The 17,757-nt window shown below is 47.8% G+C and carries 17 protein-coding genes; 3 read left to right on the plus strand and 14 right to left on the minus strand.

What is annotated here, in order from left to right:
- Positions 1-28: 28 nt before the first annotated feature.
- From AC4IFB_RS07315 to AC4IFB_RS07355, 9 genes are all read right to left on the minus strand, one after another.
- A complete protein-coding gene (locus tag AC4IFB_RS07315; RefSeq protein WP_490779808.1) occupies positions 29-1,624 on the minus strand; it encodes a thioredoxin-like domain-containing protein in 1,596 nt (531 codons plus the stop codon).
- A 151-nt stretch (positions 1,625-1,775) separates the two neighbouring features.
- Positions 1,776-2,843 carry a 4Fe-4S binding protein gene (locus AC4IFB_RS07320; RefSeq protein ID WP_490779809.1) on the minus strand — a complete coding sequence of 356 codons (1,068 nt, stop codon included), beginning with the start codon at positions 2,841-2,843 and terminating at the stop codon, positions 1,776-1,778.
- 42 nt (positions 2,844-2,885) lie between these two features.
- A complete protein-coding gene (locus tag AC4IFB_RS07325) occupies positions 2,886-3,659 on the minus strand; it encodes a TorD/DmsD family molecular chaperone (protein WP_490776881.1) in 774 nt (257 codons plus the stop codon).
- Positions 3,659-4,324 carry a 4Fe-4S dicluster domain-containing protein gene (locus AC4IFB_RS07330; RefSeq protein ID WP_490776880.1) on the minus strand — a complete coding sequence of 222 codons (666 nt, stop codon included), beginning with the start codon at positions 4,322-4,324 and terminating at the stop codon, positions 3,659-3,661. The genes AC4IFB_RS07325 and AC4IFB_RS07330 overlap by 1 nt, the downstream gene beginning before the upstream one ends.
- A gap of 17 nt (positions 4,325-4,341) precedes the next feature.
- A complete protein-coding gene (locus AC4IFB_RS07335) occupies positions 4,342-6,906 on the minus strand; it encodes a molybdopterin-dependent oxidoreductase (RefSeq protein WP_490779810.1) in 2,565 nt (854 codons plus the stop codon).
- A 25-nt stretch (positions 6,907-6,931) separates the two neighbouring features.
- Complete coding sequence (locus tag AC4IFB_RS07340) at positions 6,932-7,723, minus strand: hypothetical protein (protein WP_490776878.1); 792 nt, start codon at positions 7,721-7,723, stop codon at positions 6,932-6,934.
- 120 nt (positions 7,724-7,843) lie between these two features.
- Positions 7,844-8,836, minus strand: a complete 993-nt coding sequence (locus tag AC4IFB_RS07345) for a hypothetical protein (RefSeq protein WP_490779811.1) — start codon at positions 8,834-8,836, stop codon at positions 7,844-7,846.
- 104 nt (positions 8,837-8,940) lie between these two features.
- On the minus strand, positions 8,941-9,225 hold the full coding sequence (locus tag AC4IFB_RS07350) for a hypothetical protein (RefSeq protein ID WP_490776876.1): 285 nt from the start codon (positions 9,223-9,225) through the stop codon (positions 8,941-8,943).
- 456 nt (positions 9,226-9,681) lie between these two features.
- Positions 9,682-10,458: a hypothetical protein gene (locus AC4IFB_RS07355; RefSeq protein ID WP_490779812.1), complete on the minus strand. Its 777-nt coding sequence runs from the start codon at positions 10,456-10,458 to the stop codon at positions 9,682-9,684.
- Positions 10,459-10,670: 212 nt separating this feature from the next.
- On the opposite strand from AC4IFB_RS07355, the gene AC4IFB_RS07360 reads away from it, so the two are divergent.
- Both AC4IFB_RS07360 and AC4IFB_RS07365 read left to right on the plus strand, forming a co-directional pair.
- Entirely contained in the window at positions 10,671-12,521 is a 1,851-nt protein-coding gene (locus AC4IFB_RS07360) for an ATP-binding protein (protein ID WP_490779813.1), read from the plus strand.
- Positions 12,522-13,889 (plus strand): sigma-54-dependent transcriptional regulator, encoded by a 1,368-nt coding sequence (locus tag AC4IFB_RS07365; RefSeq protein ID WP_490776873.1) that lies wholly within the window; start codon positions 12,522-12,524, stop codon positions 13,887-13,889. It abuts the gene before it with no gap.
- 6 nt (positions 13,890-13,895) lie between these two features.
- Here AC4IFB_RS07365 and AC4IFB_RS07370 read toward each other — a convergent pair whose 3' ends face one another.
- A complete protein-coding gene (locus AC4IFB_RS07370) occupies positions 13,896-14,228 on the minus strand; it encodes a c-type cytochrome (protein ID WP_490779814.1) in 333 nt (110 codons plus the stop codon).
- Positions 14,229-14,270: 42 nt separating this feature from the next.
- Positions 14,271-14,642 carry a hypothetical protein gene (locus AC4IFB_RS07375; RefSeq protein ID WP_490776871.1) on the minus strand — a complete coding sequence of 124 codons (372 nt, stop codon included), beginning with the start codon at positions 14,640-14,642 and terminating at the stop codon, positions 14,271-14,273.
- Positions 14,643-14,679: 37 nt separating this feature from the next.
- On the opposite strand from AC4IFB_RS07375, the gene AC4IFB_RS07380 reads away from it, so the two are divergent.
- A complete protein-coding gene (locus tag AC4IFB_RS07380) occupies positions 14,680-15,138 on the plus strand; it encodes a hypothetical protein (RefSeq protein WP_490776870.1) in 459 nt (152 codons plus the stop codon).
- 41 nt (positions 15,139-15,179) lie between these two features.
- Here the strand turns inward: AC4IFB_RS07380 and AC4IFB_RS07385 are convergent, their stop codons facing one another.
- The 3 genes from AC4IFB_RS07385 to dsrP form a co-directional block, all read right to left on the minus strand.
- Positions 15,180-15,506: a c-type cytochrome gene (locus tag AC4IFB_RS07385; protein ID WP_490776869.1), complete on the minus strand. Its 327-nt coding sequence runs from the start codon at positions 15,504-15,506 to the stop codon at positions 15,180-15,182.
- A gap of 124 nt (positions 15,507-15,630) precedes the next feature.
- Positions 15,631-16,443 (minus strand): hypothetical protein, encoded by an 813-nt coding sequence (locus tag AC4IFB_RS07390; protein ID WP_490779815.1) that lies wholly within the window; start codon positions 16,441-16,443, stop codon positions 15,631-15,633.
- A gap of 48 nt (positions 16,444-16,491) precedes the next feature.
- Positions 16,492-17,745, minus strand: coding sequence for a sulfate reduction electron transfer complex DsrMKJOP subunit DsrP (gene dsrP, locus AC4IFB_RS07395; RefSeq protein ID WP_490779816.1), 1,254 nt, complete (start codon positions 17,743-17,745; stop codon positions 16,492-16,494).
- Positions 17,746-17,757 lie beyond the last annotated feature (12 nt).

Consider the following 17,757-nt stretch of genomic DNA (forward strand, 5'->3'; position numbering starts at 1 on the left):
GGTCGTAGGATTGATTGTTCAGTCCGTATTACTCATTAGGTATTATATCCAGGAGTGTCGGTTTTCCGCTTTCAATGTCATAGATAACAATACGATCATTATTGGTGTCTGTGATATAGAGCCTGTTCTCATACAGGGTCAATCCTCCTGGCTCGTTTAACTGAAGTTGGCCATCTACAGTACTTAAAAAGCCCGGTTTGCCATCACCAATTAGCGATTCCACAGTTGATGACTCAAGATCGAGCTTTTTGAGTTTGTGGTTATAGGTGTCAGCGAGATAAATCGACGTCTCATCTTTCACTGATATACCAAGTGCATGTTGTAACTTGGCACTTTTCAGATTGCCATCCCTGTCTCCAAAATCGAATAATCCGCTACCCACCAAAGTTTCTACCACTTTTTTCTGCAGATGAATTCGTCGAACTGCGGAGGCTTCAGAATCCGCAATGTACAACCAATTGTCGTGGATGTTCAGCCCACTTGGTTGACTGAATGTGGCCTGCTCCGCATCGCCGTCCACAATACCCTCGCGTCCTGATCCGGCAAATACGCCAAGTTGCTTGTTGTTGATGTTATAAACCCAGATCTGGTGGCTACCGGCCATGGCAATAAACAGCCTGTCATCCAATAAAGCGAGTGCCCAAGGCGAGGCCATACCGATAGATGTGGCTTGATATTGACCGCTACGTTTTCGTTCCAGAGAGCCGTTACCTGCGATGGTGCTGACTCTGTTTTTATCTAGGTTTATCAGTCTGAGTAAATGGTTTCCGGTATCCGCAACATAAATATCATTGTTAACAAAAGCCACTCCTTGCGGGGAGCTGAAGCTGGCATTAGTAAAACTGCCGTCCCGGCGACCAACAGCACCAGATCCAATGATGTGCTCGATTTTGCCATTATGATCGGTGACAATTATACGATTGTTGAGGGTATCGCTAATGGCTATATGCTCTTTTGATACAGCGATTTTTCCCGGCGCTGACAAGAGTGTGTCATCATCTCCCTCCCGCTCAAGCCTCATTGGTATGGGGGAAGGATCAATAGCTGGCCTGTGTTGCTCTAGTAGCTCAGATATTTTTTTGTCGATCTGATCATATCGACCTTCTCCTACCACATTGCCGAGTACTTCACCCTCAGGGTCGATTATCACCCGCGTAGGCCAGGCACGCATGCCATAATATCTTCCGAGTAATCCATTCACATCATTGACTACAGGATGGTCGACGCCGTATCGAATCACGATTTTCCTTAAGGTATGCAGGTTTTTTTCGTTATCAAATTTTGGTGTATGCACGCCAATAACCAACAATTGATGGCCATATTTCTCTTCCAGTTTTTTTAAATCAGCCAGTACATGGATACAGTTGATACAGCCATATGTCCAGAAATCCAGAATAACAACCTTGCCCAGCAGGTCATCCAGTGTCAGTGGACGCTCAACGTTCAGCCACGGTAATCCCGGAGCAAACTCACTTTGCTTATCGATGGTTTTACTGGGGGTGACAGGTTTTTGTTCAGACTCTGGTGTTTCAGATGAGCAGCTGGCGGTGATCAGTGCTGCCATCAAGAGTAGGGAAAACTTTAAACAAAGAACAATACAAGCAGATTTGTGCCAGTTGGTCATAGTATTATGTTTCCAGACTTCTCGAACTTGATTTCAAGTAGAGCATAGGAAAACTGCATTGTCTGTATCAACAAAGCAATTGTTACGAAAATGTTATATTTCATCGACTATCGTGGCTCTGAGGGTCGCCCAATTTACCGCATAGGTTCTATTAATCCATTACCTGATAAAGGTTACTGTGATGGTTGACTTGAGCACATATTCTGCAAAGTTGTTTGGGGGCTTTTGAAGGGGTGTGTACAATGTTGCCACATCTTGTGCAAGTAAAGGTATTTAGGGTCAGACTCTTTTGCGGTATCCTCGACCACATTAAGATAGTGATGGCTTCTTTCTCACATATATCCCGGCAAATTGCACATGCTGTACAGGCCTCAGGTCTGATTTCATAAAACGTTTTGTTTGGCTCAGTAATGAGTGCAATAGCACTATGAGGACATGTTTTGACACAGGCATCACAACCATCACATCGGTTGCTGTTTATTTGTGGTACGTAGGGCCAGGTTGATGACTTTTTCCCATTAGGCAGCAGTTCACCCGGTGAAGGAAAAACATTCGCAGCTTGTTCATTCAGTTTGAAGAGGGTGGATGCGGTTTCGACGCCGCTGCCCATCACATCTCGTAAGAATGACCGTCTACTGAGATTTGACGTTACGGGATTTACATCCAATCGGGATTGGACACTTCGCCATTGCTTGAGACTCAAATTGTGATATTCAATGAGCGGGAGTTCTTCCTCAACAAGTGCACTATTGATATCTTGAATCCGTTCAAAGAGGGTTGTGCTGCTACCATGCGGGCACTCAGGACAACTACCGGTTGCGCTCACCCAATGCAGATGACCTTGACGATAGAGTTTAAGTATATCGCTCAAGCCAATTAGGTTGATACAGGGTAAAACGCCTTGGTTATCCTCCATCCCAGTTTGTTCACAGGCACAGAGTACAATCTTTCCCTCTCTCAAATCACCGATGAGGATCTCATATTGGACTGTGACAGCACTCTCCGGGCAGACCGGTACACAGAGACCACAGCCATTACAAAGTGACGCATCGAACTGTAATGCTTCATCATCCAGGCTCCAAGCTTGTGCGGGACAAACATCCACACAAGCGGAACAACTGGCGACTTCTACCAGGGAGTGCACACAACGGTCCGGGTTTATAACCGGTAATCTCTCTTCTTGTCGTATCCTATTGATTAGATCTTTTAGAGGTCTCATGAGTCTAAGAGATATATTGTTTTCGAATGATCATAAAAAAACCTATACTGCCGGCCCCATGCCTGGCATATAACTCAGCGTTACCTCTTGGCTCACCGAACCAGACTTCATTCTCTCAGCGATCTCTTCCTCTGATGGCCTGGGCTGGTTGGTGATCGTGGCCATGAGATCCCTTAACTCTTCACAATAAGCCCCTGTCAAAAGAGCGACAGCTGAAAAATAAGGTGTCGCAGACCGATGAGCAACACGTGTTGAAAATTGACTAAGCCAGCGCAGCAGATGCTCATCCATAAAACGGGCAATATCCTCTAATTCTTGGACGGAATCAGCAATGGAAAATAGATGAGAGATGAACTGAAGTTGCAAGACCAAGTCATCATCCGGTCGGATGCGCCAGTTTTCCGCTTTCAGACCATAATTTTCGTACCAGGCTCGTACCTGAAACATACTCTCTTGACAGGTCAGCTTCTCTTCATCGATCCATACTGATTCCAACGGCGATGCCTGCAGACTATGATTCAGATAGATGTCTGCATAATCCGCCGCCAGCAGATCGAGAAACTCATCATCGAATGATGATGGCAAAGTTTCAATCATCTGGCACATAAAGTGAGATGCCTTTTCACCATCTTCACTGACAAGTTTCAGGCCCATTGTCTTGGGAAATTCATGATTCACCAATATCTCAAGCAATTCCGCATCCGGTTCCTTGATGTGCAAGCGGGTCAGCATTAGCAGGTCATCAGCGATAGCTTGCATAAAGCTCTTTATCTGCGCTTGATTTGAGTCTTCGTTCTGATCAACTGACAGATTCATTATTTAACCTTTCCTTTGCTGTGCGCCACAAAACCGATGGAGGGTTTAGTTAACTCAATGTCGGCCATGTTCTTTACTTGTTTTGAAATTTTATCTGCTGGACCGACAGCAATCGTCTCTAAACTGCCTCTCCAGATTTCATCGATGGAGCCAATATCCAACACCCGCATCATGCAAGCCATGACACAATAAGGTTTGCGGCCCGCTTCGATCTCGTCAACACACATATTGCATTTTTTAACGATGTTATCCCCAGGATCAAACTGTGGTGCACCATAAGGACAGGCCGCTTCACAACGCCGGCAGCCGATACATAAGGTGGAGTCGATATCGACTATGCCATCCACTTGTCTTTTGAAAATCGCCCCAGTGGGGCAGGTGGGTAGACAGGCGGGTGATTCGCAATGGTTACAGGACATGTTGACCTTATAGGCATAGACATCCGGATACTTACCACCCTCGATGTATTGAACCCGTCTGAATCTGGGGCCAGCAGCCAGTCCATTCTTATCTTTACAGGCGATTTCACAGGCCCGGCAGCCGATACAGTCAACATTGTTATGAACGAATCCCAGCTGCTTATCAGGCACTACCGGTGTGTAGGTCTCACGCTTGCGTCGCTTTACTGCAGCTTTAATCCTGGACTTATCTTTTTTACTTGTCATTGATCTAACCTCCAGGATTAAAGATCACGCCTAAAGACATGAGCTCGTGATGTGGCCTGTTGGTCCCAGCCAGGCCGATGCTCCAGATCCGTTTTCTTGATATTGCACAATACAGTGTTGTAGGCGAAAGCTCCGGCAGGACTCGGCTCATCCAGGGTTAACATATCTGGATTGCCAGCCCGGTCGACACCCTCCTCATCCAGGTCGATCCATACTCCCTCATGCAGTACCGCCACCCCTGGCATACAGCGCTCTGTGACATAGGTCGGCACCACGACCCGGCCGCGCTTATTCCAGATCTCAACTGTATCGCCAGTTCTGATACCGAGTTTTCTTGCATCTGCGGCATTCAGCGTCACTTCCTGTTCATAGGTCTCGCGCAGCCAACTGCAGTTATTGAATATGGAGTGGGTACGCCAACGAGGGTGGGGCGAGATCAGATGAAATGGATATTCACTGGTCTTAGGACTGTTCAGCGACTCCCAGGGCTCGATCCACTTAGGTATATAGGGAATCTCATAGCCATACATGGTTGTTTTCCAGTCGGTGATCTGTGCCAGTTGTGAGGCCAGGATTTCAATTTTGCCGGAAGGGGTCTGGAACGCTTTCCCGTTCTCTATTTGTTCCCTGAAGGCAACGTGCGGTTGGTCGAGTTTAAATTTGTAGACGCCTCGTTGTTTGAATTCATCCCAGGACATATCCACATGCTGGTGAGCCATCACTTTCTGTTCCCACCACTCCTTGAGATAGGCTTCATCCACATTGTCATTAGTATGAAAGTAGTCCCGGTTTGCTTTTGGGTTGAAGGCCTGACCGAAGACATCACCGCCGATCCGGTAGGCTAGTTCAGTGAAAACCTGGAAATCGGATTTTGACTCTCCCATGGGCTCTATGACCTTGGGGCGATGAATATAGTAGTGGCCTTTATACCAGGGTAGCGCCACATCATGCCGTTCAAAGTGCGTTGCTATGGGTAGCAGGATATCTGCATATAATCCTGATGGAGTGATGGTCGAATCCATGCAGACCACAAGCTCCATCTTGTTGATCGCCTCAATCTCTTTATTGATATTGGTTAGCTGATTGAACCAATCAGATCCCTGCCAGAATATGCCTTTGATATTGGGGATCTGTCCGTCTGTTTTGTCCTGACGCGGCCATAGCCCAATCTCTTCTCTTTTTACATTCGGATAGTTTAGGACGCAGTGTGCCCAACGATCAGACTTGATGGACTGGAACCAGATATTTGAGTATTGATCATAGGGGTAGGCCACTGCTTCCGCATGCCAGGCCTTGCCAACACCTTCAGCGCACCCCCCCAGGATGCCGATATTGCCAGTCATCGCCTGCAGGGCTGCGGCCATGCGGTTGTACTGCTCACCATAAGCGTTTCGGCCTGGTGCCCAGGATGCCTTAAGAGCAGCCGGTTTGGTACGGGCATACATATCGGCCAGTTTGATAATGTCTTTGGCCGATACACCGCAGATTTTCGAAGCCCACTCCGGGGTTTTTGGCTCATTATCATATTTACCCAGGATATAGTCCTTAAAGTTCTCCTTGTCCTTGGCCCAATCAGGCATGGTTCCGGCATCCATACCTTGGCAGAACTTGTTGATAAACTCCTGGTCATGCAGGTTGCTGGTGAAGATATAGTGGGCCATGCCCGCCATCATCGCTGCATCCGTATTGGGACGAATGGGAATCCACCAGGCATCGTACGCGGCTGCAGAGTCGGTGTATTGCGGGTCGATCAAAACAAACTTACATCCACGTTGTTTAGCCATGCGCATATACATGAAGGTATTGCCGCCATGGAAGGTGTAGGCAGGATTCCAGCCCCACATGATCATCAGCTTCGAATGGGCGAAGGTATCATCCTCATTACCATCTTCAATGGTGCCGAAGGTCATGCGCGAGCTGAAGGTGGTTCCCTGGTAGGAGGGCACCGACCATGAGCTGGTGCGACAGCCAAACATTCCCAGGAAGCGACCCAGCAGACCCTCGATCTGATCCGATTTATGCAGAACCCCATAGGAGGCTCCGGCATAACTCTGATCCACTAGCGCAGTCGGACCGTAGGTATCTTTGATTTCAACCATTTTACTGGCCACATATGTCAGGGCTTCATCCCATGAGATACGCTTGAATTTACCTTCACCCCGTTTGCCAACCCGCATCATTGGGTAGAGCAGGCGTTCAGCTGAATAGAGTCGTTGCCGATAGGAGCGCCCACGCAGGCAGGCCCGCAGTTGCGGCTCTTCGTTATCGTCCTTACCGAAATGGCCATTCCGCTGGTAACGACCATCGTCTGTGGAAAGGCGCACTATCACATCTTTCCACTTATGAGCGACCAACATATGCCGTGAGCCACAATTATGGGCGCAACTGGTTACCACCGTTTCGAGTTGATCGTCTGTTGGATAAGGTTCGTAGGCAAATGCCTTGGCCTCCTTGGCGGTCTTCATTTCCACCAAACCTCCGGCAGCCAAAGATGCGCTACCCACTGCTGCGGATTTCAGGAATGAACGCCGGGAAAGATTCAAACGTTCATTCAGACTCTGGGTTAGTTTTTTTATACTCATCCGTACCTCGCACTGTCAGCTGTTGCTAGTTTGCAGCCTGCTGGATCTCTTTACGGAACCTGGGTTCCGATTCGGTTGGTCTATCTTTGGCCCATTCTGGGGTGACGCTCGACATACTTTTCCAGGGATGCCGGGGGTAGGGGTAGGCGATGCGATACCATTGACGACCCCCATGACAGCCATAACAGACATCTGAATTCGCTTTGCCTGCAGCCTCGATGGCCTCGGCTTTCAAATAGTTGACCTGGTGCCGCTCAGTGCGGATATAGGAGTGACAAAGAAGACAGTTGTTTTGAAAGTTCTTGCGTGACTCCGTCCAGGGAGCAGGAAGGCCCATAAGATCGTAGGCATTGGCACCGTGGCACATCAGACAAATGTCAGGATTGACCGACTTGCGGAGTGATATATCACGATTGCTATGGTCTGGCGGGTTCACCGCCTCTTCTCTTAAATCGTTGCCCTGATGGCAGGTATTACATTTCAAGTCCATCAACTCCATTGCCAGCGGTGTCACCAGATGGCGGCGATGAAATGTCTCCTGTTCACCTTCATAGGTTGATAGAGTTTGATACCAAGCCAATGCCTCAGTCGAGGTGTTGCCTGCCGGTGCCTGAGCCAGCACCTTCCTCTCTAGAATCTCTTGATGACAGCTGACACACTGTTCATCTGTTGCATTATCTATATCAGGTTTGAAATGGATGGAGTGCCAGCGTGATCGTTCATAATCCTCAGGACCAAGGTCACGGGCTAAAACCAGATCGGTCGATAGCAGCATCGACAATAACAGCGGAATAAAGGTCCTGATAGATAAAATCATTACATCTTCCTCAGCTGATGCCCTAATAGAAATATGAAGTTGGGAAGTCTTTTTGGATTTGAGCGCGTCCCTGCGCTCTAGAAAATGGTATTACTGGATATTCCAGAAACCTATAGTCAATTAACGCCAACCACTCATGCCTGACATGCCATCCATACCTGACATACCGCTCATGCCACCCATACCGGACATACCGCTCATGCCACCCATGCCTGACATGCCACTCATGCCACCCATACCGGACATGCCGCTCATGCCACCCATACCGGACATACCGGACATACCGGACATACCGCTAGCCGGGTAGAAGAAGATCTGTCCCTGAGGGGTGATCTTGAAGTAACCGGACATGCCGCCCATACCTGACATACCGCTCATTCCGCCCATGCCGGACATACCGCCCATGCCTGACATACCGCTCATGCCGCCCATGCCTGACATACCACTCATGCCGCCCATGCCTGACATACCGCTCATGCCGCCCATGCCTGACATACCACTCATGCCGCCCATGCCTGACATACCGCTCATGCCACCCATGCCTGACATACCGCTCATGCCACCCATGCCTGACATACCACTCATACCGCCCATGCCGGACATACCTGAAGGCATCCAAACCCACTGGCCACCCATGCCGCTCATGCCACCCATGCCGCTCATGCCGCCCATACCGGACATGCCGCCCATGCCGCTCATACCGGACATGCCACCCATACCGGACATGCCGCCCATGCCGCTCATACCGGACATGCCACCCATACCGGACATGCCGCCCATACCGGACATACCACTAGCTGGATAGAAAAAGATCTGTCCCTGGGGAGTAATCTGGAAGTAACCGGACATGCCACCCATGCCACTCATACCGGACATGCCACCCATACCACTCATACCGGACATGCCACCCATGCCACCCATGCCACCCATGCCACCCATGCCACTCATACCGGACATGCCACTCATACCGGACATGCCACCCATACCGGACATCCCATCCATGCCGCTCATTCCTGACATGCCTGCGCTAGCGAGTGGGGTAACAGCAAGTGCTACGACCATCCCCATCGCTTTGATCACTCCTTTCAAGTTTGGCATTCGAATAATTTTCATGATTTTCGCCTCTAGTTGTAATAAATATTTATACTTTTATTTAGAACCGTTAACTGCTTTGTAGTCGTACCATCAATTGAGATTGGTTCTAATTAATTCCAACACTACTGATGCCATTGTCGAATATCGTATGGACCTCTCATCCCTGGGCGGATGAAAGGTGTGTACCAGTTACCTTGGTTGTCAAGGAAGTAGAGACTCCTGGGATATGGTTGTTGAATACCAGTCAAGGCTGATTGATACCAAGCCTTATCACGCGAAACAGGTTTCATGACCGGTGCATTCATTGGACGCTTTGAAGGCTCTACACCAGCTATGGGATAGCCAGCCATGAGCTGTAACGGAAGCAATACGAATAGACCAGTGCTGGCAGTAGTTAACAACCGCATTCCAAAACCCTCCTCCATTCGTCATTGTTATCAGTACGGGTTGGTACGAGTTACAACGCAAGCGCTATGCCAGAGCTTTGGTTTGAGATTCTTTGTATTGATTTATAAGGGTTTTTTAAAGATTTTGGCTGATTTCATGATTTATCGTTTAATCAGTTAATCTGACGATTTGTCATGCTCTAAGGCTTCGATCCAAACAGCTTGCACATGAAAAAAAAGTAGGGATGAGTTTAAAAGAGAGTTTAAATATTATTTTTCATTTAGTTAGAGAATATATACAAATTGAATTTATTCCTGACGAGGAAATATCCTATGACTGACATTTCGTCATACATCATCGATCAGATGTTTGTCGCCTGAAAGAAAACGGGGAGTGGAAGGGTAACAATATTCCTTCACTCCCCGGTTGTGTTGTTGATAGTGATAAATTTGATTGAGTTTATGTCTAAACGATCACTACTCAATCAGTACCACACCAGCATCTGAAACACGGATAGCCAGTTGGTGCTTTAGTGGATAGGGTGCCGAATCTCCAACAATACTAACCAGATAGATGCGGTTTATCTTGCGGATGCGACCGACTTGAAGTCCCTCTGTACCAGAGTTGTTGAGCCACTGCTTTGCAATATCCTGCGCTTCTGACCAAGTATCCACAGGCAGTGAGCTGCTGGTCAATTGAAAATGATCAATTCGGCACTCCAATTGAGTCTCATTGCTATCTTCTGCAGGTTGCTGTTTTAGGTGGGATAAATCCACGGGATGAAACAGTAGCGCCCCCTGTTGATCCCGTTCAATATGCCAGTAATCAAAGCCGGAAAGGTCACTCGGCAACTCCCCGGTTGTTTGAAGTGAATCACTGGTTGAGGTCAGTATTGGCTGTTGCGTGATTTCGGATGCTGCCTGTGCTGTTTGCGGAATCAAAATTAAAGTGTTGTTTGCATCCCACTCGACTTGCCATCCTCCACCTTGCAAAGCATCCTTGAACTTGTGCATCCCGGATGCTTCAGTAACTACTGACTGAATGTCAGTAGCAGCTTCTTTTTTAGGTTGATGGTAGATAATACTGCCATCTGTCGCGGTGTATTCTTGCCATCCCTGCTGGATCAAGGATTCACGTAATGACTCCCCAAGTGGATTGACCGGTTCCGCTAAGCCCATAATCGGTAACCATAAAAGGAACCACAATACTTGAGCAGTGTGGTGGAGATCGGAAGAGTTGTTGTTGTTTCTCATTTGTGGCTCTCCTGCAATTGGGGGGGTAAGGTGATCGGATTCCCAATTTATGAGCAAAACATAAGCCAAAAGCAGAAAAGCAAGTTTTTATTTACGAAATGATCATTGGATTCATCGCATGAACATGACAAATTGTCAGAAAAAAATATTTTATTTACTATTACAATTTCAGTTAGACCATCTGATCCTGAGCAACTGAGTTGTTACAAGAGATGAACTGGATAAGAGACAGCCTGAACAGAAAATTTATCCTGGGTACCACATCAGGTCTTGCTTTAAGCACCCTTGTCTTTCTATTACTCTACATCCCGCTATACCAGTCGGAGCTGGAGGTGGCAAGGGCGGATACCGCCAACCAGGTCAACAAACTGCTGCAGGTATCCTTGGAAAATGCCATGCTCAAACGAGACCTTCCCGGCTTGAGCGAGATGGTGAAGAAGCTTGGTGAACAAGAGGGTATAGTCAGGGTTTTCATAACTAATCCGGCTGGTGAGATCCGCTTCAGCAGTGACGACGGGGACTTTGGCAAAAAGCTGAAAAATCCCTATCAGGGCACAATACAAACAACCCGTTTTGTGCAGAATGAAGCGCAGCAAGAGCTGCTGCGCAGTATCAATCCGGTACACAACAAACCTCTCTGTAAAGAGTGTCATGGTCAGGCAGAACAGCACCCGATCAACGGTATTCTCTATGTCGACTACGATGCCACACCACTTAGGAACAAAGTAAGCAATACCACCTTGATGCTGATGAGCGCAGGATTCCTGATCGTGATTCTCAACCTGGCAGGAGGTTGGTGGTTCGTAAATAGTAATATTCTCAGGCCTGTCAAACAGCTCACAAATGCAAGTCAGGAGTTGAGCGCTGGAAATTTACAAACCCGGGTTTCCATGCAGGGGGCTGATGAACTAAGCCGACTTGGAAATACCTTCGATCTGATGACTGAGCGACTACAGGAGAAACTGCTGGAATTGGAGGAACAGAGGGGGTTCCTGCAGGCCCTGGTTGACGCCATACCTGACGGCATCAGGATTATTGATGATAATTTCAGGGTCTTACTAGTCAACAAAGCCTATTGCGAACAACACTTGCTGGAGGATATGGCGGAGGTCGGTGCCACCTGTTACGGGGTTACGCACAATGCAACCAAGCCCTGTCCACCGACCCTGATCACGTGCCCGATTCATGAAGTGTTACGAAATAAAAAACCGATCAAGGTGATGCATCAACACCACCGTCTGGATCACACTACCTTCGAAGCCGAGATTTTTGCGGCGCCCATAACGACTATACAAGGCAGACAGACAAAGACCCTCATTGTTGAATCGATTCGAGATCTTGAAAAAACAATTAAATTTTCCCAGGAACAGAAACTCTCTGAATTGGGGCGTCTGGCCACCGGCGTCGCCCATGAGATTCACAATCCGCTGGCTTCACTTAAATTGGCTATGGATGCCGCTAAGAACGAGATTGTTATCCGTAACAACTACACTGAAGAGATAAAGCATAATTTCGAACTGATAGACGATCAGATCAGTACCTGTATTGAAATCACCGGCAAGTTGTTGAAGCTCGGCGCATTGCCCCAGGAATACCTGGAACTGGTCGATGTCGCGAGTGCGCTGCATGATACACTTACGCTGATCAGATGGCAGGCTGATCAGTCGAATATCACAATTGAAGAGAATTACGAACATGAGGTGCCCCGTGTCCTGGCCTCTGACAGTGAAATCAGAATGGTAGCCCTCAATCTGTCGCAGAATGCATTTCATGCGATGCCTGGTGGCGGCATTTTAACCGTTTCCTGTTCGGTCGATGAGGATAAAGTCCGGATGGTTTTTTCTGATACTGGTGCGGGTATTCGACCCAAAGATCTCCCCTATATTTTCGATCCGTTTTTCTCGCGCCGCGCCGACGATGTAAAAGGGACAGGTTTAGGTCTGTCAATCAGTATGGCGATTATAGAAAAGTATGGTGGGACTATTGATGTGTCCAGTGAAGTTTCTGTTGGCAGTGTGTTTACCATAGTACTACCGAATGCCCAGAATGAACTGGAGGAATAGATGAAATCCAAATTGGTTGTAGTAGAGGATGACGATACGCTTAGAAGCCTCATGGTAAAACACCTATCAAAATTAGATTATGAGGTGGAAGGTCTGAGTCGTTGGGGCAGTGTAACGGACTACCTGGAAAAGTATGAACCATCCTTGATTATCACCGATGCACGCCTGCCTGATGCCAATAGTCTTGAGTATATCGGGGGTTTGTCAGTTAATTATCCTGTAATCGTTTTGACTGCATTTGGTTCTGTGCGCGATGCTGTAAGTGCTATAAAAGCGGGCGCAGTGGATTATATTGTAAAACCTGTCAGCCTCGACACATTGACAATTACTGTTGAAAGGGCGCTCGATAATGCTGCCTTACGCAGAGACCATATGTTCTGCAAAAGACAGTTGGAGCAGAGCATTCAGCGCAACTCTTCCCTGGTGGGAAATAGTACAGCGATGGCTCAACTGAAACAGACGATCGGTGTCGTGGCGCCTAATGATATTACTGTGTTGATTCAGGGTGAGAGTGGTTCAGGTAAGGAGTTGGTGGCGCGAGCCCTGCATGGGCACAGTCATCGAAAAGAGCAGAACTATGTTGCTGTTGACTGCTGTACACTGCAGGAAAACCTTTTTGAATCCGAGTTGTTTGGGCACGAGAAGGGTGCTTTTACAGGTGCTGATAAACAGAAGAAAGGCTTGATCGAAGGGGCAGAGGGCGGCACTCTGTTTCTTGATGAGATTGGGGAAATCAACAGTAGTGGTCAGGCCAAACTTTTACGTGTGCTCGAAACTGGACAGTACCGGAGGTTGGGCAGCACCAAGGATCTGACGGCGAATGTCAGAATTGTCGCAGCCACTAACCGGGATCTGGAGACCATGTCGTCTGAAGGTGGCTTTCGTTCCGATCTGTTTTTCAGACTCAACGCATTTAATATCGTCATACCACCATTACGGGACAGGCGTGACGATATTCATGAGTTGGCAGAGTATTTCGTAAATAATCACTCTTTTTCAACCCGCGTCAGCAAGAGGCTCTCTTCAGCTGCGGTTCGTTCACTGGTCGCTTACGACTGGCCAGGTAACATCAGAGAGTTAAAGAACATAATCGAACGGGCAATCATTATCTCTGGCGATCGGCAGACCATCAAACCAGAGCATTTTTCATTTAGCCGTGTGCTTGGGAAGAGTGAAGGGGTAGTGACCCTGAGTTTTGACCACGATCCTTCCTTGGAAGAGCTGGAAGCGCACTATTTATCCTATCAATTAAAAAAATACTCAGGACGCCGGGGCAAAGTTGCTGAAGCTATGGGTATCAGTGAACGCAGTATCTATCGTATGATTAAGCGTTACGAGTTAGACGAGAGTAATTACAAAGCAAGTTGATTACCGCTACTGCTTGGCAAGCCAAGCTGCAATAGTACGCATCTCATTCTCGCTGAGTGCGCTCATGATGCCTTTCATCACACTCGACATGCTGTTTGATCGGCTACCGTTCTTCATGTCTCTCAACTGATTATAAAGGTAAGCTTCATTTTGCCCTGCAATGATTGGGTAGTAAGGCGTTGTCGGTGTGCGGCCATCCACCCCGTGACAGCCTGCGCACGCTTTCGCAAGGTAGAGACTGGCACTATCGTTGTCTGCATTTTCCGCATAAGCGCTGGATATCGCAATTGTGGCGATGAGGAGATAGATGAATCTATCAATATGCTTTGATTTTCTCATATCAACCTCTTAGGTTAATTACAATCTGTGGTACTTCTACACTCAATCAAACTCTGTTTCATCGGCTTGAAACATTCTGGCGACTTCAAAGCGAAGACGTTTATCTATGCCTATACCCTGCCATCCATGAGTATGGTTGATTACTCCCAATGCCAGCGGGAGTCCGTTGCTATTTCTGATGAGCAACGTTTCAGTGGTGCCATCTGAAACTTGGTTGACGATTTGTTGTCCATACTGATCCTGATAGTCCACCTCTTCCTCTGAGTCCCATAGGTCGCTCTGTTTGTCATCAAGGGTTACCACTGCCAATGGTTTTCCATCCATCAGGCGGATGAACTGATGGATCTCATCCATGGTGCGATGTCTGGATTCCTCAATGGGATCTTCGCTAAACTTCAGTCTGTACTCAGCCATGCGTTATCCTTATTGGAAAAGCTAATGTGAGATTGTCATGACAGATCAGAAACCCAAGGTCAAAAAAAGAGCAGGGAAGGTTGTTCACAGCGCTGTCTCGCTGCATGCCCGGGAAAAGGCAGAAGAGATACGTGAGCGCTATGATAGGGTAATTGACTACCAGAGTGTGCTTGATATGCTCGAGGATCGAAAGTCCGTTCGCTACCCGGTAAAGCTTATGTTTGTCTCCGAGGGTATAGAGCCCGGTATGTTTGCCAGAACAGAGCCGGTCTCGGAGAACCCCGAAGATGGTTATACCATCATGGTGCATAACTATTTTGAAAATCGACACGACGATCTTCCTTTGCTTATTCTCTATCAGTTGGTGCTGGTCAACTATGGTGACCTCGCCACAGCCAATGATGCAGAAATATTCGGTGCCACTATCCTCGGTATGAACCGTGAAACCTACTATGAACGGATTGCAGCTTTGGTTGATAGCATCAGGAGCAACTGATTCCAATGATTGCAACCATTGGTGCTGTTTAGATAAAACATTCATTCAGGTAATGACGCAAGCCATTTAGACAACACAGCAATCTCTTCATCGCTGATCAGATGCATGACATTTTTCATGGCGACAGAATGAGCGTTTGATCTCGATCCGCTCTTGATATCCTTCATTTGCGCCAGTAGATAGGCCTCAGCTTGTCCAGCTAATTTTGGATACTCATCCATCACCGGCTGCTTGCCATAAGCTCCGTGACAGGCAATACAGGTTCGTTCATGATATAGCGCTGCCGCATCCAGTGCCTCTACTCTGACCGGTAACATAGAGAAGAGAATAGATAGAGTTACACTGATCAATCTGATTTGACTTATCATGACAATATTTCCAATAGTAAACTGCATATAATCCCCATATGGACTTGAGGAGCAGGGCACTCTTTTTTTGATACCATAAGATCTACCCTAGTGTTAAATGGTCATGCAGTTGCAGCCTGCGACATCACTCATGATCTGCCTCGTCCAGGTTTGCACCATGGAGCATTCTTTCATGATCCGCATTGGCCATTCCCTTGGGCAGGTTTGGTGCTGGCTCAGGACGCAGTTGGGCAAAACCTGAGTTTCTGTTTTCCTGTTCAACATCATGAGGATTATGGCATTCAGTACAGACCCACCAACGTTTTTTCCCCCCCTTGTCCCACATACCGATACGCTTGCCGTGGATGCTGTTCCGCCAGGAACGATAGACCTGTCCATGACATTTGCCACACAGCTTCTGGGGCTGGTTGAAACTGATTGAGTAACCAAAATTGTCAATCAGTTTGGTTCTGTCTACCAGATGGTGACAATCAAGACACCAGATGTTTCCCTTGCCATGTTTGAGATTCATGGCATCTGGTACCGTGTCCAGATGCATCTTCAGCGGACGTGCATTCTTAGTGTGGGGAATCGGTACATAACTGCCATCATGGCAGGCCATGCTACAGATTGTCAGTAGTTTGTTTCTGTCGAGCTGTGGTTCACGGGGTCTCACCACTGCCTCTTCATTGGAGTAGTCCGCTTCGATCTCCATATCCCCCATGGGAATGGTGTCTGCGAATGGGTCATCCCACCAGAGCACACCCCCGGTTGTAGATGAACATTTAACATTCACCCGCTCAGGGCTGATTTGCCGAACCTTAACCTGAGACATGCCATCCCGACTTTCGAAACACTCTTCGCCAGTCTGATTCTCTGTGCCGATTAATGGTCTGGCGAATAGAAAAAGCAGCAGACATAAACCAATGAGTGGCCGATGATTTCGATAGCATGTCATGGTTATTCTCCAATTCGAATTTGCCTGTTCAATTCAAGCCTCATTCACTCAGGTTGTCGCTTCGGCCTGCTGCTTTGAAACTGTTTGCTTACTAGCTCCTGTTTGGTAACGAACCTCTCCCAGTAGTACCGCCACTGCACCTTTAAGCATGAAGGTGAGCAGGAAAAAACCTATTGCCCAGATACCACCCACCACCATCAATTCAATAGGGCTGGGGGTATACTCTGCGAACTCGCCAACCGGTGTTGGAATCACACCGGGCAGCATCAAACCCATACCTTTTTCGATCCAGATGCCGACGAAAGCGGCAACACAAATAAACGGTAGTAGCGTCAGATTTTTCCTGATCCTGGGGATTAGCAGCAGTATGAAGGATCCCACCATCAGGGAGAGCGCTGTCCAGAAAAAGGGCACCAGGCTATTCAGTCCATTGTGTCCGAACATCAGATATTGCAATCCCAGGGAGTGTTCTGTCGCAGGGTAGAGTTCGGTGACGATCTCCGACATAGTCAAAAACAGAGCGATACCCAGACACCAGACCACAATCTGTGAGAGCAGATGAAAGGCTTCATCGGCAATTTTCATAGGGGTAAAGCGGCGCACCAGTAGGAACACAACAATGATCAGTGATGGACCTGCGGCAAAAGCGGTGGTGATGAATTTGATCGGCATCATCGAATGGAACCACATGGGGCGTGCCGGCATGGTATTGATTAGGAATGCGGTAACCGTGTGGATACTCAATGCCCAGACAATGGCGATATAGACAATCGGCAGATAGAAGGCCTTGTTGACTTCGCCACCGCTATACTTCTTATAAAGGTAGTAGTAACCGCCGATGATGTTCAGCAGCAGATAGCCGTTGAGCACAATGACATCCCAGGTCAGTATGGCGTGGGGCCAGTTGAAGATGCCTATCACTGGCAGGAGATGCCATAGTCGGTCAGGTCTTCCCATATGGGCAATCACAAACAGCAGGCACATTACTACCGCGGCAATGGCAATCATTTCACCCAACACCACGATCCGCTGCAGCTCTTTGTGTTTATAGACATAAGCGGGAAAAACCACTGTCACTGCAGCTGCCGCCACACCTACCATGAAGACGAAATTAGCCAGATAGAATCCCCAGCTGACTTGATCGTTAAGATTGGTGACAATCATGCCATTGGCGATCTGTACATACTCACCATAGCCCCAGAGCATGATGAAAAACAGCAGTAGCAGCATCCAGGACCAGAACAGGATACCGCCGGTAAAGCCCGCCTTGAGATAATCGACCACGAACTGAAAAAAACGCATTGGGGGATCTCC

It is taken from the genome of Candidatus Thiodiazotropha sp. AKIB8 (assembly GCF_058244675.1).